Raw genomic sequence first — 22,586 nt, 5'->3', positions numbered from 1 at the left:
GATCGGTCAGGTGAACAGGTCCAGTGCTTCCGCGCGGATGCGCTCCTCGTCGACCTCGACGCCGAGGCCGGGCGCGTCGGGCACGGTGGCGACGGCCTTGGTGATCCGCAGGCCGTCGACGTAGAGGTCGGCCAGCAGTTCGGGGCCGTTGAGCTCGGCGGGGAGCGCGAGGTCGAGCTGGCTGAACAGGTGCAGCGCGGCGGCGAACCCGATCCCGCAGTCGGTCAGGCCGCTGGCGAGCAGCTCCAGGCCACTGGCGATCGCCACCTGCGCGGTCTTGAGCGCGTTGCGGATCCCACCTGCTTTGGCGATCTTGATCACGGCCAGGTCGGCGGCCTCCAGCTGCACGACGCGCGCGAGGTCGGCCGCGGTGAAGCTGCCCTCGTCGACGGCGACCGGGAGGTCGATCATCGTGCGCAGGCGGCGCAACCCGAGCACGTCCGTGCTGGGCACCGGTTGCTCGACGCAGTGCAGGCCGGGCACGTCGCCGATCGCCCCGAGCAGGCCTCTCAGCGCGCTGGGCCGGTAGGACTGGTTGGCGTCCAGCCAGAGCGGCTTGCCCGCCGCCACCTCCGCGACGGCGAGCACCGCCGCGGCGTCGGCGTCCGGGTCGCCCGCGATCTTGACCTTGTACGCGCCGTAGTCCGCGGACTGCTGCACCCGCTCGCGGACCGCGGCCGGACCGTCCACGCCGATGGCCGAGCAGAGCGGGATCTCCTCGCGGACCCGGCCGCCGAGCAGCGCGTGCACCGGCAGGCCTGCCGCCCGGCCCGCGGCGTCGTGCATGGCGAGATCGACCGCGGCCCTTGCGAAGGGGAAGCCGTTGGACACCGAGGGGCTGAGCACCCGGTTGGCCCTGCGGTGGAACAGCTCGACGTCGAACGGGGTGAGCTCCAGAAGCAGCGGCTGCAGGTACCGCTTGATCACCACCGCGATGGTCTCGGCGGTCTCGTAGCTCCAGCTGGGCAGCGCGCGCTGCTCGCCCCAGCCGACGACGCCGTCCTCGGTGACGATCTTCACGAAGATCACCTGCCCGGCGCGTTCCTGGGTGCCGACCGCGCCGCTGCCGAGCACGAAGTCCTTGGCGAACGGGACGGCGACGGGGAAGACCTCGACGGATCGGATGCGTGTCATCAGGCGGCGATGGCCCAGGAGGCCGGGTCGACGAAGCTCGGTCCACACTCGCCCCGGTCGAGGTAGGCGAGCACGTCGGCCATGACGTATCCGGTGAGCGCGAGGTGGCCCTCGGTGGTGTCGCCCGCGACGTGCGGGGACAGCAGCAGGTTCGGCGCGGCGAGGTGCTCGGGGGTGAGCGCAGGCGGTTCCACGTCGTAGACGTCGAGGGCGGCGGAGATCCGGCCGTCGAGCACGTGCTCGAGCAGTGCCTCCTGGTCGACGGCCGGACCCCGGGAGGAGTTCACGAGGACGGCCCCGTCGGTGAGGGCCTCGATCAGCTTGCGGCTCACCATGCCGCGCGTCTCGGGCACGTTCGGCACGTGCACCGAGACGATCGGGCAGGCGAGCGCCTCTTCCAGCGAGGCGGTCCGCACGCCGAGCGCCGCGGCCCGGTCGGCGTCGAGGAAGGGGTCGTAGACGACGATGTCGCAGCCGAACGGCTTCAGCAGCGTGATCAGCGCCCTGGCCGTGGAGCTCGCCCCGAGCAGCCCGACCGCGCGGCCGCGGATCTCGTGGCCGCGCAGGTACCCCGGCTTCCACTCGCCCGCGCGCATCGCCGTGTCGAAGCGGGGGAGCTGCCGGGCGAGCGTCAGGATCGCGGCGAGGCAGTACTCGCCCACCGACCATGCGATCCGGCCGGCCGCGGAGAAGACCGCGACGCCCCGGTCGAACACCTCCGGGTCGACGAGCCGCTTCACCGAGCCCGCGGCATGGGCGACGACCGGCGGGCACAGCGCGGCGTCCAGGTGGGGGGTGCCCCAGCTGGTGAGCACGACGTCGGCGCCGGCGACGAGCTCCAGCCGCTCTCCGGCCCACGTCACCTCGAAACGCTCCTCGAGGAGCTCACGGGTGGCGGCATCGCAGACGTCGGCGAAGCGTGCGGGTGTCATGGCGACGGCGAGTCGGGGCACGCGGCGACGGTAAGCGCATCCCGTGATGCACGTCCAAGCCCGATTCCGCATGGACCGATACCGTGCGTGGCATGGATGTGTCGCTGCACCAGCTCCGCGGGTTCGTCGTCGTCGCGGAGGAGCAGCACTTCGGGCGGGCCGCGGCACGGCTCAACCTGACCCAACCGCCGCTGTCCCGCCAGGTCCAGGCCCTGGAAACGGCGCTGGGCGTGGCGCTCTTCGACCGGGTTGGCCGCGGGGTGCGGCTCAACGCGGCCGGCGAGGTCTTCCTCGCGCATTGCCGCCGCGCGCTCGCCCTGATCGACGCGGCGCCCGAGGCCACCCGGCGCGCCGCTGAGGGGGAGACCGGCGCGCTACGGCTCGCGTTCACCGCGATCGGCGCCTACGCGGTGCTCGGCGACTTCCTGGCGCGCGTGCACGAGGGGCTCCCCGGCGTGAGCGTCGCGCTGACCGAGCTGGCGAGCCCCGGCCAGTTCGACCTGCTCGCCGGGATGGAGCTCGACCTCGGCCTCGTCCGGCCACCGATCCCGGAGCAGTTCGCGTCCGTGCTCGTGCACTCGGAGGACCTCGTGCTCGCGGTGCCCGACGGGCATCCACTCGCCACGGCGGACGGGCCGGTCGCCCTCGCCGACGTCACCGACGAGTACATCGGCTACAGCCCAGAGGGCTCGCGGTACCTCCACGACATCTGCGCCGCCATGATCGGGATGAACCGGTACCGGGTGAGCCAGCTCGTGTCGCAGGTGCCGACCATGCTCGCACTCGTGCGGGCCGGGACGGGATGCGCGCTCGTGCCGCGGTCGATCACAGCGATGGGGGTGCACGGGGTTCGGTACCGGGAACTCGCTGCCGCCGATGCGCATTCGGTGACGTTGCATGCGTGTTGGAGTCCGGACAACCCGAATCCGGCGCTCCATCGGCTGGTCGAGTCGATGATGTCTCGTCTCCAATGAGCTCGCGCGGGCGGTAGACGGCTCCTGCCCACTTTCACTTTATACGCGATTCGCGGCTCTCATGAGGTTCTGATTCGTGCTCCATAATCGGCCGCTGCGAGCCGGGACCAACGGAAGAGGGGCGGCGGGGATGGGATACGTGGTGGGTCTCCAGGAGATCGACCAGACGCAGGTCGCGGCCGTTGGCGGCAAGGGCGCGCACCTGGGGGAGCTCTCGCGGATCGAAGGCATCCGGGTGCCGGATGGCTTCTGCGTGACGACGGACGCTTTCCAACGGGTCTTGGCCGAAGCACCGTCGATGGACGATCGGCTCGATCGGCTGTCGAGCCTGAACCCGGATGACCGGGAGGCGATCCGCACGCTCAGCACCGAGATCCGCCGGACCGTCGAAGGGATTGCCGTGCCGGGCGATCTGGCGGCCGCGATCACCCGCGCGCTCGCCCGGCTCGGCGAGCAAGCCGCCTACGCCGTCCGATCCAGCGCGACGGCAGAGGACCTTCCGACGGCCTCCTTCGCCGGCCAGCAGGACACGTACCTGAACGTCGTGGGACCGGCGGCGATCCTCCAGCACGTCAGCCGGTGCTGGGCGTCGCTGTTCACCGAGCGGGCCGTGACCTACCGCATGCGGAACGGCATCGACCACCGCACGGTCCGCATGGCCGTGGTCGTGCAGCAGATGGTCTTCCCGGATGCGGCCGGCATCCTGTTCACGGCCGACCCCGTCACGGGCAACCGGAAGGTCGCCACCGTGGACGCCGGCTTCGGCCTCGGCGAGGCCCTGGTTTCCGGCCTGGTGAACCCGGACGTCGTCAGGGTGCGCGACGGCGAGGTCGTCGCCGAGGCGATCGCCGCCAAGAAGCGTGCCGTTCACGCGCTGCCGGCCGGCGGGACGCAGGAAGTGGCGATCGACCCGCAGCGGCAGGAGCAGCCGGCGCTGACGGATGCGCAGGTCGTGCGGCTCGTACAGCTCGGGCGGCGGATCGAAGCGCATTTCGGCCGCCCGCAGGACATCGAATGGTGCCTGGCCGACGATGATTTCCAGATCGTGCAGAGCCGGCCGATCACCACGCTGTTCCCCATCCCCGTGGCCCATGACCGGGAGAACCACGTCTACGTCTCCGTTGGTCATCAGCAGATGATGACCGACCCCATGAAGCCACTGGGGCTCTCCGTGTGGCAGCTGACGGCCATGGTGCCGATGCACGAGGCCGGCGGGAGGCTGTTCGTCGACGTCACCCGGCGCCTGGCATCGCCCGCGAGCCGCGCCGGCCTCCTGGAGGTGGTGGGGAGGGGCGATCCGCTGATGAGGGACGCGCTGGAGACCGTCCTCGACCGCGACGACTTCGTCCCGACGCTCCCGGAGGCTGGTCCGGGCGGGCCGCCGGCCACGGGCGCGTCCGCCCCGATCGAGACCGATCCGGCCATCGTCACCGAGCTGATCGCGCGCAGCCAGGCCTCCATCGCCGCCCTGCGGCGCGACATCCGGACGAAGACCGGACCGGCGCTGTTCGACTTCCTGCTGGAGGCGTTCCAGGAGCACAAGCGAGTCCTCGGTGATCCATCGAGCATGCAGGTGATCATGGCGGGGATGGAGGCCACCTGGTGGCTCAACGACCAGCTGCAGGAATGGCTGGGCGAGAAGAATGCGGCCGACACCCTCACGCTGTCGGCCCCCGGCAACGTCACGTCGGAGATGGGACTGGCGCTGCTCGACGTCGCCGACGTGATCCGCCCGCATCCCGAGGTGGTGGCGTTCCTGCAGGGCGTCGAGGACGATGGCTTCCTGGACGAGCTTCCGAAGTTCGCGGGCGGGACCGAAGCGCGCCACGCCATCGAGGCCTACCTCGACCGGTACGGCATGCGCTGCGTCGGCGAGATCGACATCACGAGGCCGCGCTGGCGCGAACGCCCCACCACGCTCGTGCCCGTGATCCTCGACAACGTCAGGAACTTCGAGCCGGGCGCCGCCGAGCGGCGCTTCGAGCAAGGACGGCGGAAGGCCCAGAAGAAGGCGCAGGAGGTGCTCGACCATCTCCGGGCACTGCCGGACGGTGAGCACAAGGCCTACGAGACCAAGCGGATGATCGGGCGGGTCCGGACCTTCATCGGCTACCGGGAGTACCCGAAGTACGCCATCGTCAGCCGCTACTTCGTCTACAAGCAGGCCCTACTGGAAGAGGCCGAACGCCTCGTGCAGGCCAACGTGCTCTCCGAGGAGGAGGACGTCTTCTACCTCACGTTCCAGGAGCTCCACGACGTCGCGCGCACGAACCGGGTGGATGACGAGCTGATCCAGCAGCGCAAGGACGCGTTCCGGTCGTACCACGCGCTCACGCCACCCCGGGTGCTGACTTCGGATGGCGAGGGCATCGCCGGCGCGTACCGACGCGACGACGTGCCGACCGGCGCCCTGATCGGCCTACCGGTCTCCGCCGGGACCATCGAAGGACGCGCCCGCGTCATCCTGGACATGGCCCATGCTGATCTCGAACCGGGTGACATCCTCGTCACGGCCCACACGGACCCGAGCTGGACGCCCCTCTTCGTCGCCATCGCAGGCCTGGTGACGGAGGTCGGAGGATTGATGACACACGGGGCAGTGATCGCACGGGAGTACGGGTTACCGGCCGTCGTAGGGGTGGAGAAAGCCACCCGACTGATCCGGGACGGGCAGCGGATCCGCGTGCATGGGACGGACGGGTACGTCGAGATCCTGCCGGGACACTAACTCCGAGGACCTGGTGTCCGGGCGGGGACGGGCTGCGGGCTCGTGCCGCGCTCGATCCACGGCTCGTTCGGCGGCCTTCATCCGACCTGTTCGGCCAGCCCGACGATGATGCCCTCGGGGCCGCGGACGTAGCAGAGCCGATAGCTGTTCTCGAACTCCGCCAGCTCACCGACGAGTTCGGCGCCGTGGGTGCGCAGGCGGGCAACGACGTCCTCGATGTCGTCGACGGCGAACATGACGCGACGGATGCCCAGCGTGTTCGCCGGTGCATCCTTCGGCTCGCTGCGGATCGCCTCCGGCGTGTGGAACATCGCCAGCTCGATTCGGCCGTGGCCGTCCGGGGTCCGCAGCATTGCGACCTCCTCTCGGACGTCGTCGATCCCGATGATGCGCTCCACCCAAGGGCCCTCGACCGACCCCCTGCCCTCCAGCTCCATGCCGAGCTCGACGAAGAACGAAATGGTGGCGTCGAGATCCTCGACAACGATGAGGACGTTGTCCATCCGCTGGATCGCCATGCTGGGTCTCCTTGCTGTCGTAGGGCCACGGTGGCCGCATCTGCCCCTGAGACGGAGCCGCCTGACCGTTCTCGACATCCCTGTCAACCCGACGTCGGCGCGGCGGGCGCGATCCTCGTCGCCCGACACGACTGACTAACCGGTATCTGGGTAATAAAGGGTTACAGACACGTGGGGAGGATGGCGATGCGGAAGATCCACAAGGTCTGCCATCGACAGACCGACGTCGATGGCCTCGAGGTGTTCTACCGCGAGGCCGGGCGCCCTGACCGGCCAACGGTGCTGCTGCTGCACGGGTTCCCCAACTCGTCGCACGGGTTCCGCGAGGTCATGCCGCCGCTGGCCGACGTCGCGCATGTGGTCGTGCCCGATCTCCCCGGCTTCGGCCTGTCCTCGTCGCCGACCGTCGATGAGTACGCCTACACCTTCGAGAACCTGTCATGGACGATCGAGAACCTGCTCCGCAGGCTCGGGGTCGAGCGCTTCTTCGTCTACCTGCACGACTTCGGTGCGCCGGTCGGCTACCACCTGGCCACCCGGGCTCCGGGTCGCATCCGGGGCCTGATCGTCCAGAGCGGCAACGCCCACGAGGACGGCCTTGGCGAGCAGTGGGACGACGCCAAGGCGTACTGGGCCGACCCGAGCGACGACACGCGCGCCGCGCTACCGGACTGGTTGAACTTCGCTGGCACACGCGACCAGTACCTCCTCGGTCTCCCCGAGTACCTGCGCGAGCTGCCCCCTCCCGAGGCGTGGCACCTCGACTGGGAGCGCATGACCCGACCCGGCAACCTCGACGCGCAGTTCGCGCTGTTCACCGACTACGCCAACCATGTCGCCCGCTTCGACGAGCTCGCCGAGTACCACCAGGCCCACCAGCCCCCGGCGCTCGTGCTGTGGGGTCGGCACGACCCGTACTTCGACGTGAACGAGGTCCTCGCCTACCACCGGGCCCTCGAGCGCATGGACGCGCACATCTACGACGGCGCACACCTCCTGCTCGAGACCCATGCCGCGGAGTGCGCCGAGCTGATGCGGGCGTTCGTGCTGGACAACACCTGACCCGGTCCGCGGTGAGCGCCCGCGACATCGCACCCGTCCGGGCATGATCGGTGGGATCGTGACATGGGCCGCTGCCGCGCGGTTCATGTCACGATTCCACTGATCATGGTAGCTAGGGCTAGCCGTCCCCTACCGATCTGCAGTCGTGGGCCTCGTCGTAGCCGTAGTCACCGCCTGGATCGGGCTTCGGCGGTGGGCTGCTGTCGTGGTGCTGCTCGTGCGGCACCTCGAACTCGATGCCTGGTTCGTGGACCAGGTCGTACTCGTAGTCGCCGTACGGGTCCGGTGGGGTTCCTGCCATCGGCCGCTCCCTCGTGCGTGCCAGGCCGAGGATGAGCCGAGCGGCCCGAATGCACAAGGGAGAGCGACTCCCCAAGACGGCCGGGAAGGTGGAGTCTTCTCGGTGAGGCGAGTCGGAGGAGCGAGGCATGCGTGCCATCCCGCACGACGATCGGTCCGAGGTTCTCGAACGCGTGCGGCAGTACGCGTCGAAGCGCATGGGTGGGGACGGCGCGCGGTTGTACCTCGCGCTGCTCGATCGGTACTACGAGCGGGTCGCGGGCGAGGACCTCGCCGCCCGCGCCGTGCCCGACCTGTTCGGCACCGCGCTCGCCCACCTGCGGCTGGCGCGCCGCCGTCGGCCCGGCGCGCTGAACATGGCGGTCTGCTCGCCGACCTTCGACGAGGACGGGTTCGCGAGCCCGCACACCGTCGTGCAGATCGTCACCGACGACATGCCGTACATCCCGGAGTCGCTCGAGACCGAGCTCGACCGGCACGGGTTCGGGGTGCACATCGCGCTCCACCCGGTCTTCGAGGTCGTGCGTGGCGCCGACGGGGAACTGCTCGCCATCAGCGACGGCGAGGGGGTCCGGGAGTCGTTCCACCACATCGAGATCGACCGCCAGGCCGACCCGGCCGTGCTCGAGCAGCTCCGGCGGGACCTGGTCCGCGTGCTCGGCGACGTTCGAGCGGCGAACGAGGACCAGGCCGCGATGCGGGATCGAGCGGTGTCGATCGCGCAGAGCCTCCGGTCCGAGGCGCCCATCGTCGACCCTCGGGAGCGGGCGGAAGCAGCGGAGTTCCTGCGGTGGCTCGCCGACGACCACTTCACGTTCCTCGGCTACCGCGAGTACGAGCTGGTCGACGGGTCCGGCGAGAAGGTGTTGCGGGCCGTCGCCGGATCGGGGCTCGGCATCCTGCGCAACGTTCCCGGGAAAGTCGTGTCCCATCCGCTCTCCACGCTGCCGCCCGACGTGCAGCGGAAGATCCCGGAACCGGTCCTGCTCAACATCACGAAGGCCAACTCGCGCGCCACCGTCCAGCGTGGGAGCCATCTCGACTACGTCGGCGTCAAGCGGATCGACGAGAACGGGCGGGCGGTCGGCGAGCGCCGTTTCCTCGGGCTCTACCCCAGGAGCGTGGCGAAGGCCGCCCTTCGCGAGATCCCGATCGTGCGGCGGAAGATCAGGGCGGTGCTCGATCGCGCCGCGGATCCCCACCACACCTACGAGGCGCAGGTCCTCGTCGATGTCCTCGACGGCTACCCGAGGGACGAGATCCTGCAGTCGAGCGTGGACGAGCTGTACGGCGACGCCATGGCGCTCCTGGAGCTGCAGCACCGGCAGCGGCTCCGGTTGCGCGTGCGCCGCGACGGTTTCGGCAGGTTCTTCTCCTGCTTCGTCGACCTGCCACTTGGCCGGCTCAACGAGGCTGCGCGGGTGTGCATCCGCGACGTCCTCATGAGCACGTTCCACGGCGTGCACGCCGAGGAGTCGACGGTCGTGACCGACTCCGCGGTGGCACGTCTGCACTTCGTGATCTACGTCGAGCCCGGCACGGTGCCCGACCTGGACACCTCGCTGATCGAGGCTCGGCTCACCTCGGCGCTGCGCACGTGGACCGACGATCTCGCCGACGCGCTCGTCGAGGAGTTCGGCGAGGAGCAGGGGGTGCTGCTGTTCAGCCGGTACGCGGAGGCGATGCCGTCCGGCTACCAGGACGACCACACGCCGCGGACGGCGGTCGGCGACATCCGCAGGCTCGAGACCCTGCTGGCAGGGGACCCGCCGGACGGCCTCGCCATGCATCTCTACTTCCTGCTCGACAGCATCGACCCACTGCCCCGCATGAAGCTCTACCGCTACGGCGAGCCGCTGATGCTCTCCGACGTCGTGCCGCTCCTCGAGAACATGGGGACGCGGGTCGTCGACGAACGCCCGTACGAGATCCGGCCTGCGGGCGCGCGGCCGGTGTGGATCTACGACCTCGGGTTGCGCCACGAGGATCTCGGCGAGCTCGACGTCCCCGCAAGGGAACGCTTCCAGGAGACGCTCGCCGCGGTGTGGCGCGGCGAGATCGAGAACGACCGGTTCAACCGGCTCGTGCTCCGCGCCGGCCTGCGCGGCCGGGACGCGACCGTCCTCCGTGCGTACGCGAGGTACCTGCGGCAGGTCGGCACGACGTTCAGCCGTGACGCCATGGCCACGACGCTCGTGGACAACCCCGGGATCGCGGCGCTGCTCGTCGAGCTCTTCGCCCTCCGGTTCGATCCCGACCTCGATGTACGGGAGGACCGCGGCCTCGCCGCCAAGCAGGCGGTCATCGAGATCGAGCGGCGCATCGACCAGGTGGAGCGGCTGAACGAGGACCGCGTGCTGCGCAGCCTCCTGAACCTGGTCACCGCGACGTTGCGGACGAACTTCTTCGCCGCCGGGGCCGCATCGCTCGCCTTCAAGCTCGACCCGCACGCCGTCTCCGACCTGCCGTCGCCGAGGCCCGCGTGCGAGACGTTCGTGTACTCGCCGCGGGTCGAGGGCGTGTACCTGCGCGGCGGTCCCATCGCCAGGGGTGGGCTGCGCTGGTCGGACCGGCCCGAAGACTTCCGCACGGAGATCCTCGGTCTCGTCCAGGCCCAGACCGTCCAGAACGCGGTCGCCGTGCCCGTCGGGGCGAAGGGTGCGTTCGTCGTGAAGTCGCAGACCGTCAAGGCACAGGCCGACATCGCGGACTGCTACCGCACGTTCGTCCGGGGGCTGCTCGACGTCACCGACAACGTGGTCGACTGCCGGGTCGTGCCGCCGGCCCGCGTCGTCCGTCACGACGGCGACGACCCGTATCTGGTCGTCGCCGCCGACAAGGGCACCGCGGAGTTCTCCGACCTCGCCAACACGATCTCCCACGAGTACGGCTTCTGGCTCGGGGACGCGTTCGCCTCGGGCGGATCCACCGGCTACGACCGCAAGGCGATGGGCGTGACGGCTCGCGGCGCGTGGGTCTCGGTGCGGCGGCATCTCCGGTCGCTCGGCATCGACGTGCAGAGCGAGGACTTCACCGTCGCCGGGATCGGGGACATGTCCGGTGACGTGTTCGGCAACGGCATGTTGCTGTCGCGGCACATCAGGCTGGTGGCCGCCTTCGACCACCGCCACATCTTCGTCGATCCCGACCCGGACCCGGAGCGCGGCTACGACGAACGCGCGCGGCTGTTCCGGATCGCCCACTCGTCATGGGCGGACTACGACCGCAGGCTCATCTCTGCCGGGGGAGGCGTGTTCTCCAGGACGGAGAGGGAGGTAGTGCTGTCCGACGAGATGCGCGGGGCCCTCGACGTCGACGCCGAGTCCCTTTCGCCCGACGAGCTGGTCCGCGCCATCCTCGAAGCCCCGGTCGACCTGTTGTGGAACGGGGGTGTCGGCACGTTCGTCAAGGCGTCTGCCGAATCGAACACCGAGGTCGGCGACAAGAGGAACGACGCCGTCCGGGCCGACGCCACCCGGCTGCGGTGCCGGGTGGTCGGCGAGTGCGGGAGCATGGGGTTCACGAAGCGCGGCCGCACCGAGTACGCCCTGCACGGCGGCCAGATCAACGCCGACGTCGTCGACTCATCGGGCGGCGTGAACTGCTCCGACCGCGAGGTCAACATCAAGATCCTGCTCGACCGGGTGGTGCGCGACGGCGACCTCACGGACAAGCAGCGTGATGATCTGCTCGCGGCAATGACCGACGACGTCGTGGCCCACGTGCTCGACGACAGCGATGCGCTGACCAGGGCGGTTCACCTCGACTCCGCCCAGGCGCCCGCGATGCGGGACGTCCACGCCCGCTATCTGGACGCGCTGGAACGCTCGGGCCGGCTCGACCGGGCACACGAACAGCTGCCCGGCACCGACGAGCTCATGGGCCGGGCCGAGATCAACGGTGGCCTCCAGCTGCCGGAGTTCGCGGTCCTCCTCGCCCACAGCAAGATCCAGCTGTACGACGAGCTGCTCGACTCCGACCTGCCGGAGGACCCGTTCCTCGGCCGGGAGCTCGAGCGGTACTTCCCCGACGTGCTGCGTGAGCGCTACCCGCGGCAGATCCAGGAGCACCCGCTGCGGCGGGAGATCATCGCGACGCGCCTCGCGAACGGCGTCGTCGACCGCGGGGGCATGACGTTCGTGTCGCGTCTGACGGAGGAGACGGGCCTCTCGGCGCCCGAAGTGGTGCGCGCGCACGCGGCGGCCTGGGAGATCTTCGGGATGAGCGCGCTGTGGGAACAGCTCGAAGCGCTCGACGGCGTCATCCCGACCCGCACGCAGATCTCCTTGTTCCTCGAGCTGCGCCGGCTGGTGGAGCGGGCCACCCGGTGGCTGCTGCGCAACCGCCCGCAGCCGCTCGACGTCGGCGACGCCATCGAGTTCCTCGAGCAGGGGGTCCGGGAGCTCAGGCCGCTGATCCCCGGGCTGATCAGCGAGGACCGGCGCCACGCGCTGGACCGGACGGTCCGCGGCCACGCCGACGCGGGCGTGCCCGAGAACCTGGCGAGGTCGGTGCGGATGTCACGCGACCTCATCTCGGCCCTCGACATCACGTCCGTCGCCCGGTCGACCGGGCATCCGGTGGGGGAGGTGGCGGCGGTCCACTTCGCGCTCGGCGAGTACCTGCGCCTCGACTGGCTGCGGGATCGCATCCTCGACCTCCCGCGCGACGAACGCTGGCCCGCGCTCGCCAGAGCGGCGCTGCGGGACGACCTGCACGTCGTCCATTCGGCGATCACGGCCGAGATCATGCGGGGCAGCTGGCCGGGCGGCGACGGTCGCGACCACGTGCGGGAGTGGATGGCGACGACCGACACGGCGGCGATGCGGTGCCTGCGCCTGCTCGACGAGATCGCCACGTGCGGCAGGTCGGACCTGGCGACGGTCTCGGTCGCGCTGCGGGAGATCCGGACGTTGGTGCGGGCCGACGGCAGCTGACGGTCGCGGCCGGCGCAACTTCACATACCCAGTCCGAACTTCACACAAGGCCCGCCCTATGTGAAGGCCGCACCCGGTGTGTGAAGTCGCGACGGGAGGATCTCGACCGTGCCGGCCGTCGCGTCGAGGCGGAGCCGGTCGCCCGTCCTGATCGCCTCCGTCGGATCCCGGTCCAGGTCCGTCAGGGCCGGCACCCTGGTCACCACCGCGCCCAGTGCCGCCTTCGTCGTCGTGATTGTGAAGATCATCCCGATGGGGGCGGTGCCTTGCAGGCGGGTGGTCTGGAAGAAGCCCGACCAGCCCGACGAGCCCTTCGCGCCGGGGAACACCAGGATCTTGCCGGTGAAGCACACGCCGCACAGCTCGTGGCGGCGCTCGATGATCGTGCCGGTGGCGGGGTCGATCCCGCCCCAGCCGGAGATCGTCTCGTGCGAGACCAGCGCCTCGCCCTCGACGACGCCGGGCACCACGGTGCGCCCACGTAGAACGGTCACAGCTCGCCCCTCCAGCGCCCGGTGACTGCGGCGTCGACGCACTCCTCGGTGGTGCCGAACCAGGCCTCGATGCCGAGGATCGCGGGTAGGTAGTGGGCCTGCTTGGCCGAGTCGGTGGCGAACACCTTCGTGCCGGGCGGAGCCGAGCGCGACATCGCCGGGCAGGAGTCGGCGAGCACCTTGCCGCCCGCGGCCTCGATGACGGCGGTGTAGCCGCTGCGGTCGGCGGTGTCCTTGAGCGCCCGCGGCGCCATGATCCACAGCTGGGTGCCGGAGTGCAGGCGACGGCCCTCCAGCGCGCGGGCGGCCGCGCGGATCTGGTCGAGCGAGGCGTGCGGGCAGCCCAGCAGCACGAAGTCGACGTCGGTGCAGTCGCCCTGGTCGTTGAGCGTCTCGTAGACGCGCCGACGCTCAGCGGCGCCGTATCCCACCGCTTCTGGGACGGCTCCGCCGAACGCCGCCTCGACGTCCGGAGCCTCCGGTGTGACGCCGGGGACGTGGTACAGCTCCACCCCGCCGGACGAGGCCGCGGCCGCGCCGAAGTGCTTGAGCTCGGTGAGGTCCGGCCGGGCCAGCTCGCCGACCACGACCGGCCGCGCCTCCTGCACCAGCTCGCCGACGAAGTAGCCGAACATGCCCCAGTCGCGGAACCCGGACACGGGCACGTCGGCGCGCACGAGGTGCGTGCCGCGCCGGTGGGCGTCGTGGTGGTTGCCCCAGCACGGGATGCGCCCGGTGAGGCTCGCCGCACCGGTCGACGCGGTGCCCTCGCAGTTGGTGCGCGCCCCGAGCACGGAGTTGGCGTAGACGACGGCCGACGACTCCATCCACGCGCAGTGCTCGCCACGCGTCGGCAGGTTCCCCACCTGGTAGGGCGTGCAGGTGGCGAGGATGTGCACCCCGCGCCTTCCGTAGAAGGCCTCCGCGTCGGACTGCAGCTCCACGAACCGCTCGGGGTAGGGCGCGATGCCGACCGAGTCGGGCCCGAAGCCCTGCTGCAGCTGGCAGGTGGGCACCTTCATGTCCGGAATCGGCAACGCCTCGTCGGCGTCGAGATTGATCACCGAAAAGGCCTTCTCCCAGCCGCCCTCGGCCACCAGCTTCGCCTTGGCAGGCGAGGGCTGGGTGGTGGTGCCTGCGACGTTGCGCACGTCGCAGAGCCGCTCGGCGTCGAGGGCCTCGCCGTAGCGGATGAGCAGGTCCATCGCGGCGGCGACGGCCGGGCCCTCGGCCCCGTCGCGCATGGCCTTGTCGTCGTCGGTGAGGATCATCGGACCGGGTGGGTCTCGGGGCCGCGCCGCACGGCTGTGAACATGAGCAGCCCGCCGAAGAGGATCAGCACCACCGGCGTGAACTCGTAGGGCATCAGCGCCGAGAGGGCGAGCAGCCAGACGGTGTAGAGGCCCGGCAGGATCAGCCCGAACATGTAGCCGATGCCGTAGCCCGACGCGCGCACCGACGACGGGAAGCGCTCGTTCAGGTACACCAGGATCACGCCGAGCGGCGCCGACGGCACGACCTTCGCCACCACGTACAGCACCCCGATCACCCACTCCGGCGCGCCGTTGCGAGCCGCCACGACCAGCAGCACGAAGGCCGCAGCGACGACGACGGTCATCACGAGTGCCCAGCGCATCAGCAGGGCCCGCCGCCCGATCCGCTGGGAGATCTCGGCCAGCACCACGATCATCCCGATCGTGACGATCGACGAGACGATCTCCAGCACGCTGCCGAGCGTCGCGCTGCGGCCCAGCACCTGCACCAGCAATGTCGTCAGGAACGACACCGACATCTGGGTCGCGAACCAGTAGCCGCAGGTGAACAGGAACACCGACGTGATCAGCTTGCGGTGCGTGGTGAACAGCTCGACGACGGGCTGGCGCGTGGAGGCGGCGCGCCGCTGCTTGATCGACTCCTCGTCCTCGACAACCTTGCTGTAGTGCCAGAGGTACACCAGCCCGAGCAGGAAGCCCACGAAGAACGGGACCCGCCAGCCCCAGGACAGGAACCCGTCGTGCGGCACCGTTTCGAGGACTCCGAACAGCAGCACGTTCATCAGGAGGAACGAACCGGGCGCCCCGATGCCGATCAATGCGCCGACCCGGCCGCGGCGGTGCGGCCGGGCCTGCTCGAGCGCGAGCGGGATCGGGGCCGCGTACCCGCCCGCCAGGAAGATCCCGCCGATCAGCCGCAGCACCGCGAACACGGCGATCCCGCCGTAGCCCCACGCCGCGTAGCCCGGCAGCAGGCCCATGAGGAGCGTGACGATCGTGAAGCCCCAGCCCGACAGCATCGTGACCCGCTTGCGGCCGATGCGGTCCGACAGGTTCCCGAAGATCACGCTGCCGATCGGGCGGCCGAGCAGCCCGACGGTGAACAGCACCGTCGTGAACGTGGCGCGGATCGGCGTGGGCAGGTCCGGCGGCATGAAGTAGGCCATCGCCGCGGGCAGTACGAGCGCGGGCAGGTACACGTCGAAGCTGTCGACGAACATCGAGAACGCGCCGCCGCGGGCGGAGCGGCGTTCGTCGGCGGCGGTGACCCGCGTGGTGGATTCGGATAGCGTCATTGCCTCTCCTGGGGTCTCAGCCCTCGACGTTCGGGGCGACGCGCTCGGCCAGGTCGCCGTTGTCGACGTCGTGCACGCTGTCCTTGCCTGCGAGGTCGAGCACGTGAGCGGCGGCGAAGCCCTCGGCTCCGCACGGGCCCATGACCCGCACGCTGGAGAGCGCCGCAGCGTCGCCGTCGATGCAGCGGCCCGCGACGAGCAGGTTGTGCACGTCCGGTGGTGTCATCGCGCGCAGAGGCACGTAGTGCACGTGGTCGGGGCCGAACGTCTCCCACACGTATCCCTGCGGGGTGTCGTGCAGCTCGATCGGCCACGCCGTGCGGGCGACGGCGTCGGGGAAGCGGGTGCCCGCGCGGACCTCGTCGACGGTGAGCTGGTGGACGGCGGCGACCCACCGGGTCTGGCGGCGCCCGGGGAAGCCGTAGCTGCGCACCCGCGCCCTGCCGAAGACCTCGGGGAACTCGGCGCGCAGCAGCGCGATGGCGCGGTCGGCCTGCTCCTTGCCGCGGATCTGCGCGTCGGCCGCCGCGATCGGGTGCAGCGGGGCTTCGATGTGGGTCATGTTGAGCACGGCGGTGCCGCGGCCGGGGAAGAAGAACGCGAGCCCGTCGTGGCGGCGCAGGCCGAACTCCTCGGCCTTCGCGCCGATCCGCGCGGCCAGCTCGCCGGGGTCGGGGCGCCGGCTCTCGTCGAGGTGCTCGACGACGAGCTGCTGGCTGCCGTAGATCTCGCGCTCGGGGATCCGGCACGGCAGGCCGGCCTCCCAGGCGAGCGCCGCGTCACCGCTCGCGTCGACGAAGCCGGTGGCGGTGACCTCGACGGTGCCGTAGCGGGTGGCGAAGCGGACGGCGTCGATCCGGTCGGCCGAGCGCGTCACGCCGACGATCACGGCACCCGTGATCGCCTGGATGCCGTTGGCGGCCACGGTCTGCTCGACCCACCTGCCGAGCCGCACCTCGTCGTAGCCGACGGTGGTGGTGTGGCCGCGGTTGTAGAACAGGTCACCGGTGGCCTCGAGGTCGGCGAACAGGCCGTCGAAGAGGCCGTGGGTGAGCCGGCGGTGCTCGGGGGCGTTGCCGAAGACGCCGCAGAACAGGCCGATCAGCGAGTTGACCATCTGGCCGCCGAGCACCGGGAGCGCGTCGACCAGCACGACGGAGCGGCCCAGTCGCGCCGACTCGACAGCCGCGGAGAGGCCCGCGATCCCGGCACCGACGACGCACACATCGGCGGTGACCTCGTGCGTCGCGCTCCCCTGTGGACGCGTGACGGTGCGGACCGGGAGGTCGGTGAGCGGGTGCGGCATGCGTCACAACGTAGGAAGCCGCGGTGAGCGCGAGGAAATAGTCAATCCGTCTATGCGCCATCAATTGAACAGATAAACGCAGCTCAGAGGCGAGTCGCCGCGACGATCACGGTCTCGCGCAGCCACCGGTGCGCGGGGTCGCCGTCGCGGTCGGCGTGCCACCAGAAGCGCTCGACGATCGGCTCGGGGTCGCCGGGGCAGGGCAGAACGCGCAGCCCGAGCGGGCCGGCCACCTGCGCGGCGAGCCGTTCCTGGAGCAGCGCGACCCGGTCGGTGCCGGCCACGAGGTGGGGCACCGCCTGGTAGCTCTCGACGCGCACGCGGATGTCGGGGCGGATGCCGAAGAGCGCCAGCTGCCGGCTCATCGGGGCGGCCGTCGGGTTGCCGCGGTCGGGCTGGAACGGCGCCACCCACGGCAGCTCGGCGAGCCGGTCGATCGTGATGCCGTCGGCGACGTCCGGGTTGGCGGCGTCGGCGATGCAGACCCAGCGGTCGGTGAACAGCTCGACCGAGTGCACGGACGGCAGCTCGAAGCGGTCGACCGGCGGCGAGACCATGCCGTCGATCAGGGTGATCGTCTCGGCGAAGTCGAGGGCGAACGCCTCCCGCACGAGCCGCACGTGCAGGTCGACGCCGGGTGCCTGCGCGCCGATCGCGGTCGACAGGTGCCGGCCGAGCACCGCGATCGTGTAGTCGGCCATGAGGAGCGTGAACTCCCGGCGTGAGGTGCTCGGGTCGAACGCGCTGCCCGTCGCGAAGAGCCGCTCGGCCGCGGCGCACACCGTCTCGACCTGCTCGGCGAGCTGCATCGCGAGCGGCGAGAGCGTGTAACCGGAGCGCGCGCGGACCAGTAGCTCGTCGTCGAAGTGCCGGCGCAGCCGCGACAGCGCCGCGCTCGCCGCGGGCTGCGAGATGCCGATCCGCGCCGCCGCGCGCGTGACGTTCCGTTCGCGCAGCAGCTCGCGCAGCGCGACCAGGAGGTTCAGGTCGAGGTTGGCGAGGTGGACGGCCGGCTGCCGCGCGCGAGCCGTCAAATGCGTTCCAGCCGCTCGAAGACGGCGCCCGCGATCTGCCGCTCGCCGTGAGCGGGGTGGTGGTTGACCAGGGACATGTGATGAGGCTCCCACCAACCGTGGCGGCGAGTGGTGCGGGGGTGAGCGACGGGCCCGTTCGGGAAACCTGCCATCGAGATGGCGGTGAGCGCGGTTCGCGCCGCCCCTGAGCAGCACTCGATGCCATCTCGACCACAGTGGGCAGCCTCCGTTCGGGGGCTCGCATCCCACCCGGCCACCCTGGATCGTGGTGAACCCCGACCGAGGAGATGGCCATGGCTTCGTTGATGCAGCAGGCCTTCCGCCGCAAGCCGCTGGACGTGATGGCGGCGGAGACCGGTGTCGACGGCCACGGCGGTGGTCAGCTCGCTCGGACCATCGGGCTGTTCCCGCTCACGATGATCGGGGTCGGCGCGACGATCGGGACCGGCATCTTCTTCATCCTGAGCGAGGCCGTGCCGGTTGCCGGGCCGGCCGTGGTGTGGTCCTTCGTGATCGCCGCGGTCGTCGCGGGCCTCACCGCGCTGTGCTACGCGGAGCTGGCCAGTGCCGTACCGGTGTCGGGGTCCTCGTACTCCTACGCGTACGTCACGCTCGGGGAGGTCGTCGCCATGGGGGTGGCGGCGTGCCTACTGCTCGAGTACGGCGTGTCGGGCGCGGCGGTCGCGGTCGGCTGGTCGCAGTACCTCAACCAGCTGCTCGGCAACCTGTTCGGCGTCCAGATCCCGGACGCGCTGTCCCAGTCGCCCGAGGGCGGCGGGCTCGTCAACCTGCCGGCGGTGGTGCTGGTGGCGCTGTGTGCGCTGCTGCTCATCCGGGGCGCAAGCGAGTCGGCGACCGTCAACGCGATCATGGTCGTCATCAAGCTCGCCGTGCTCGTGATGTTCGTCGTCCTCGGTGTGACCGGCTGGAACTCCGACAACCTCGCCGACTTCGCGCCGTACGGGGTCGCGGGCATCACGGGGGCCGCCGGCATCATCTTCTTCGCCTTCGTCGGCCTCGACGCCGCGTCGACGGCTGGCGAGGAGGTGAAGAATCCCCGCCGGACGATGCCGCTGGCCATCATCATGGCGCTGGTCATCGTGACGTCGGTCTACGTGGCGGTGGCGCTGGTCGCCGTCGCCGCGCAGCCGCAGGGGGAGTTCGAGGGACAGGAGGCCGGGCTCGCCGCCATCCTCGAGAACGTGGTCGGCGCCAGCTGGCCGGGCACCGTGCTCGCGGCAGGGGCGATCATCTCGATCTTCAGCGTCACCCTCGTGGTGCTCTACGGCCAGACCCGCATCCTCTTCGCGATCGGAAGGGACGGGATGCTGCCGCGCTTCTTCCAGCAGGTGAACACCCGGACCAGGACGCCGGTGAACAACACGATCGTCGTCGCGCTCGCCGTCGGGTTGCTCGCGGGCTTCCTTCCGATCAACTTCCTCGCCGAGATGACGAGCATCGGCACCCTGGTGGCCTTCCTCGTGGTGTCCGTCGGCGTGATCATCCTGCGGCGCACGGCACCCGATCTGCCCCGCGGGTTCCGGGTGCCCGGCTATCCCGTCACGCCGGTCCTGTCGGTACTGGGCTGCCTCTGGATCATCACCAACCTGAGACCGATCACGATCGCGGTCTTCGGGATCTGGGTGGCGATCGTGCTCGTCTGGTACTTCACCTACGGGATCCGGCATTCGCGGCTGCACACCGGCGACAGGGATCTGTCATGACGGTCCTCGTCGGGCTGCCGCGCGACGAGCGCGCGACCGCCGCCGTGCACCTCGGCATGATGATCGCCCGCTCGCTCGACGAGGACCTCCTCGTGTGCACGGTGGTGCCGCCGCCGTGGCCGCCCGGGATGGCGCGGATCGACGCCGAGTACCAGGAGTACCTCGACCGCGCCGCGCAGGAGGCGATCGAGCAGGCACAGGGCATGGTGCCCGGTGATCGCCCCGCCTCGTTCCTCGTCGCGAGGGCGCGGTCGACGTCGGCGGGCCTCCTCGAGGTCGCGCGGGAGCACGGCGCTCGCCTGCTCGTGCTCGGCTCGTCCACGGCGGGGGTGCTCGGCCGCGTCGCGTTCGGGAGCGTCGCGGACCGGCTGCTGCACAGCTCGCCGCTCCCGGTGGTGCTCGGTCCCCGCGGGTTCCGCTGCAGGGCCGATGCCACGGTGCGCAGGGTGACCGCCGCCTTCGGCGCCACCGACGGCGCGGACGAGCTGGTCGTCGCCGTCGCCGGGGTGGCCGCCCGGGCCAAGGCCGCGCTGCGCGTCGCGTCGTTCGCCGTGCGCCCGCGCACGCCGCTGACCGCCGGCATCGGCTCGCGCGCCGAGGACGCAGTGGCGCGCGAGTGGGCCGAGGACGTCGAGCGGGCCCAGCGCGCCGTCCTGGAGCAGGTCGAGCGGCTGCCGCGGCAGCCGTCGGCGCTCGCGGCGGCGGTGGGCCACGGCACCGACTGGGCGGGGGCGATCGAGGACATCGGCTGGGACGACGGGGACATCCTCGCCGTCGGCTCCAGCACCGTGGGGCCGCTCGAGCACGTCTTCATCGGCTCCCGCTCGTCGCGGATCGTGCGCCATTCGCCGGTGCCCGTGGTCGTGGTGCCGCGTGGTGCCGCTCACTCGCTCGCCGAGCGGGCGGAGCGTCCGGCGTAGGTTGAACGCATGACGATCTCCGTTGGCGACCGGCTCCCCGACGCCGAGCTGCGCACGATGACCCCGGACGGCCCCACCGTCGTGAAGACCGGCGAGGCGCTCGGCACGGGGAAGGTCGTGCTGTTCGCCGTGCCCGGCGCGTTCACACCGGGCTGCTCGAACGTCCACCTGCCCGGTTTCGTGGAGCGGGCGGACGAGCTGAAGGCCAAGGGCATCACGACGATCGCGTGCGTCGCGGTCAACGACCCGTTCGTGATGGACGCATGGGGCAAGGCCCACGGCGCCGACGACATCCTGCTGCTCTCCGACGGCAACGGCGAGTTCACCGCGGCCATGGGCCTCGAGCTGGACGGCAGCGGCTTCGGGCTCGGGCGGCGTTCGAAGCGCTACGCGGCGATCGTCGAGGACGGCGTCCTGACCAGCCTGGACGTCGACGAGAAGGGCATCGACCTCTCCACCTGCTCGAACATCCTGCTCAAGCTCTGAGCGGACCGGGCGCTCAGAGCCCGAACGCCTGACGCAGCTGCGACGCATGCCGGCGCGAGACCGGCACCGTCTCGCGCGTGCGCGCGTCGGTGGCGAGGAACAGGGCGCCCTTGAACCCCTGCTCGACCTCCCGCACCCGCCCGAGGTTCACCAGGAACCGGCGGTGGACGCGCAGGAAGCCCTTGTCCTCGAGCTGCTGTTCGAGCCGGTCGAGGCCCCGCGTTGCGGCCACCAGCCGCCCGTGGTCGGTGGTCAGCCAGACGGAGTTGTGGTCGGCCTCGGCGAAGCGGATCTCGCGCGGGTCGAGCAGGACCCAGCGATCGTCCCTGAGCGCGACGACGCGGCTCGGCAGCGGGCCGGTGGTGGCGGCGGGAACGAGGTATCCGGCCGGCTGGTCGCAGCCACCGGAACCGGCGGACCCGAACGCGAGCAGCATGCCGATCAGGTGGGTTCCGGTGAAGACCGGGCGGACGACGATCGGGACGGTGAGGTCCAGGAAGGGCACGTATACCTGCGTCGACCCCGTCCAGTCCGGGTCCTTCCTCGCCCGCTCCACGGCCCGCCGCACCAGTATCGGCAGTGCCGAGAGCTGGGGCGTGAAACGGTGCGCGGGCGCGTAGGCGGGCTGGTCGGCGGGGGTACCGAGCAGCACCGCGGCCTCGCTGTTGGCGAGCACGACGTTCCCGGCCATGTCCACGGCCGCGAGCGGCGTCTCGGGTGCGACGCGGAGGTCGGCGAGGGCGGCCGCGAGGACCGTGCCGCTGTGGTGGGCCCGCTTCCGCAGTTTCGCCTCGGTGGATGCGGCGACCTTCGCCAGCCACGGCAGTACGGCGGCCGACAGCGACGACTGCCAGCAGGAGACGTCGAGCACGGCGAGCGGTTCGTGGGTGACGACGTCCCGGACCGCGACGCCTGCGCACACCCAGCCCTGGAAGCCCTGACACCAGTGCTCGGGCCCGCGCACCAGCACCGGGCGGTGGCTCTCGAGCGCGGTGCCCATGCCGTTGGTGCCGCTCGCCCATTCCGACCACGTCGACCACGGGGCGAGGTTGCTGTCGGCGGCCTGGTGGAGGATGCGCCTGCTGCCCCACGTCGCCAGTATCCGGCCGGCGCCGTCCGCCACGGTGACCACGCCGTCGAGCCCCTCCACCTCCAGGGCCGCCGAGGCCGCCATCCCGCCGAGCTCGGCGTACACCACGTCGTGGTCGATCGAGTGGGCACCCACCTCCGCGGCGGCAGGTGCACGGTCCAGGTGCGGGTCGACCTCGTACTCCTCGCGGCACCGGTACCAGGACATGAGGATCTCGGGCCGCACCCCGTCCACGGACTCCGCCCCGGCGGCGAAGCGCTCCCATGCGTCGCTCGTGGTGCGGAGGTCGTCGTCTGCTAGCGCCACGCCGTTCGTTGCGGGTGGCGCCCCGCTCGTTGGGCCTTTCGCACCGTTCATCCCATCTCCCTATGGGTGACG

17 protein-coding genes are annotated in these 22,586 nt (G+C 70.9%); 7 read left to right on the top strand and 10 right to left on the bottom strand.

Annotation, left to right across the window (positions count from 1 at the left end; genetic code table 11):
* Nucleotides 1-6: 6 nt before the first annotated feature.
* Both K1T35_RS29650 and K1T35_RS29645 read right to left on the bottom strand, forming a co-directional pair.
* Complete coding sequence (locus tag K1T35_RS29650; protein WP_220255092.1) at nt 7-1,134, bottom strand: mandelate racemase/muconate lactonizing enzyme family protein; 1,128 nt, start codon at nt 1,132-1,134, stop codon at nt 7-9.
* A complete protein-coding gene (locus tag K1T35_RS29645) occupies nt 1,134-2,087 on the bottom strand; it encodes a hydroxyacid dehydrogenase (RefSeq protein WP_220255091.1) in 954 nt (317 codons plus the stop codon). Before K1T35_RS29645 ends, K1T35_RS29650 begins: the two co-directional genes overlap by 1 nt.
* 71 nt (nt 2,088-2,158) lie before the next feature.
* Here K1T35_RS29645 and K1T35_RS29640 point away from each other — a divergent pair, with 71 nt between their 5' ends.
* Nucleotides 2,159-3,040: a LysR family transcriptional regulator gene (locus K1T35_RS29640; RefSeq protein WP_220255090.1), complete on the top strand. Its 882-nt coding sequence runs from the start codon at nt 2,159-2,161 to the stop codon at nt 3,038-3,040.
* A gap of 130 nt (nt 3,041-3,170) precedes the next feature.
* The gene (rph, locus tag K1T35_RS29635) at nt 3,171-5,768 is read left to right on the top strand and encodes a rifamycin-inactivating phosphotransferase (RefSeq protein ID WP_220255089.1); all 2,598 of its coding nucleotides are present in this window, start codon (nt 3,171-3,173) and stop codon (nt 5,766-5,768) included.
* 77 nt (nt 5,769-5,845) lie between these two features.
* On the opposite strand, the gene K1T35_RS29630 is transcribed toward rph, so the two are convergent.
* A complete protein-coding gene (locus K1T35_RS29630; RefSeq protein WP_220255088.1) occupies nt 5,846-6,286 on the bottom strand; it encodes a VOC family protein in 441 nt (146 codons plus the stop codon).
* A 186-nt stretch (nt 6,287-6,472) separates the two neighbouring features.
* Between K1T35_RS29630 and K1T35_RS29625 the strand changes: the two genes are divergently transcribed.
* Complete coding sequence (locus tag K1T35_RS29625; RefSeq protein ID WP_220255087.1) at nt 6,473-7,348, top strand: alpha/beta fold hydrolase; 876 nt, start codon at nt 6,473-6,475, stop codon at nt 7,346-7,348.
* Nucleotides 7,349-7,466: 118 nt separating this feature from the next.
* Here the strand turns inward: K1T35_RS29625 and K1T35_RS29620 are convergent, their stop codons facing one another.
* Nucleotides 7,467-7,649, bottom strand: coding sequence for a hypothetical protein (locus tag K1T35_RS29620; protein ID WP_220255086.1), 183 nt, complete (start codon nt 7,647-7,649; stop codon nt 7,467-7,469).
* A 127-nt stretch (nt 7,650-7,776) separates the two neighbouring features.
* On the opposite strand from K1T35_RS29620, the gene K1T35_RS29615 reads away from it, so the two are divergent.
* Nucleotides 7,777-12,585, top strand: coding sequence for an NAD-glutamate dehydrogenase (locus tag K1T35_RS29615; protein ID WP_220255085.1), 4,809 nt, complete (start codon nt 7,777-7,779; stop codon nt 12,583-12,585).
* Nucleotides 12,586-12,641: 56 nt separating this feature from the next.
* Here the strand turns inward: K1T35_RS29615 and K1T35_RS29610 are convergent, their stop codons facing one another.
* The 5 genes from K1T35_RS29610 to K1T35_RS29590 form a co-directional block, all read right to left on the bottom strand.
* Entirely contained in the window at nt 12,642-13,079 is a 438-nt protein-coding gene (locus tag K1T35_RS29610) for an aconitase X swivel domain-containing protein (protein ID WP_220255084.1), read from the bottom strand.
* The gene (locus K1T35_RS29605; RefSeq protein WP_220255083.1) at nt 13,076-14,350 is read right to left on the bottom strand and encodes an aconitase X catalytic domain-containing protein; all 1,275 of its coding nucleotides are present in this window, start codon (nt 14,348-14,350) and stop codon (nt 13,076-13,078) included. Before K1T35_RS29605 ends, K1T35_RS29610 begins: the two co-directional genes overlap by 4 nt.
* A complete protein-coding gene (locus K1T35_RS29600) occupies nt 14,347-15,648 on the bottom strand; it encodes an MFS transporter (RefSeq protein ID WP_220255082.1) in 1,302 nt (433 codons plus the stop codon). Before K1T35_RS29600 ends, K1T35_RS29605 begins: the two co-directional genes overlap by 4 nt.
* Before the next feature lie 16 nt (nt 15,649-15,664).
* Nucleotides 15,665-16,954, bottom strand: a complete 1,290-nt coding sequence (locus K1T35_RS29595; RefSeq protein WP_220255081.1) for an FAD-dependent oxidoreductase — start codon at nt 16,952-16,954, stop codon at nt 15,665-15,667.
* A gap of 83 nt (nt 16,955-17,037) precedes the next feature.
* Nucleotides 17,038-17,988, bottom strand: a complete 951-nt coding sequence (locus tag K1T35_RS29590; RefSeq protein ID WP_220255080.1) for a LysR family transcriptional regulator — start codon at nt 17,986-17,988, stop codon at nt 17,038-17,040.
* Nucleotides 17,989-18,275: 287 nt separating this feature from the next.
* On the opposite strand from K1T35_RS29590, the gene K1T35_RS29585 reads away from it, so the two are divergent.
* Genes K1T35_RS29585 through K1T35_RS29575 form a run of 3 tightly spaced genes read left to right on the top strand, consistent with a single transcriptional unit; the run spans nt 18,276 to nt 21,118 of the window.
* Entirely contained in the window at nt 18,276-19,712 is a 1,437-nt protein-coding gene (locus tag K1T35_RS29585) for an APC family permease (protein WP_220255079.1), read from the top strand.
* Nucleotides 19,709-20,632: a universal stress protein gene (locus K1T35_RS29580; protein WP_220255078.1), complete on the top strand. Its 924-nt coding sequence runs from the start codon at nt 19,709-19,711 to the stop codon at nt 20,630-20,632. Before K1T35_RS29585 ends, K1T35_RS29580 begins: the two co-directional genes overlap by 4 nt.
* 9 nt (nt 20,633-20,641) lie before the next feature.
* Nucleotides 20,642-21,118, top strand: coding sequence for a peroxiredoxin (locus K1T35_RS29575; RefSeq protein ID WP_220255077.1), 477 nt, complete (start codon nt 20,642-20,644; stop codon nt 21,116-21,118).
* A 13-nt stretch (nt 21,119-21,131) separates the two neighbouring features.
* On the opposite strand, the gene K1T35_RS29570 is transcribed toward K1T35_RS29575, so the two are convergent.
* The gene (locus K1T35_RS29570) at nt 21,132-22,514 is read right to left on the bottom strand and encodes a DNA-binding protein (RefSeq protein ID WP_255620876.1); all 1,383 of its coding nucleotides are present in this window, start codon (nt 22,512-22,514) and stop codon (nt 21,132-21,134) included.
* Nucleotides 22,515-22,586 lie beyond the last annotated feature (72 nt).

It is taken from the genome of Pseudonocardia sp. DSM 110487, from assembly GCF_019468565.1.
GTDB lineage: Bacteria > Actinomycetota > Actinomycetes > Mycobacteriales > Pseudonocardiaceae > Pseudonocardia.
This window is presented reverse-complemented; position numbering and strand designations above follow the sequence as displayed.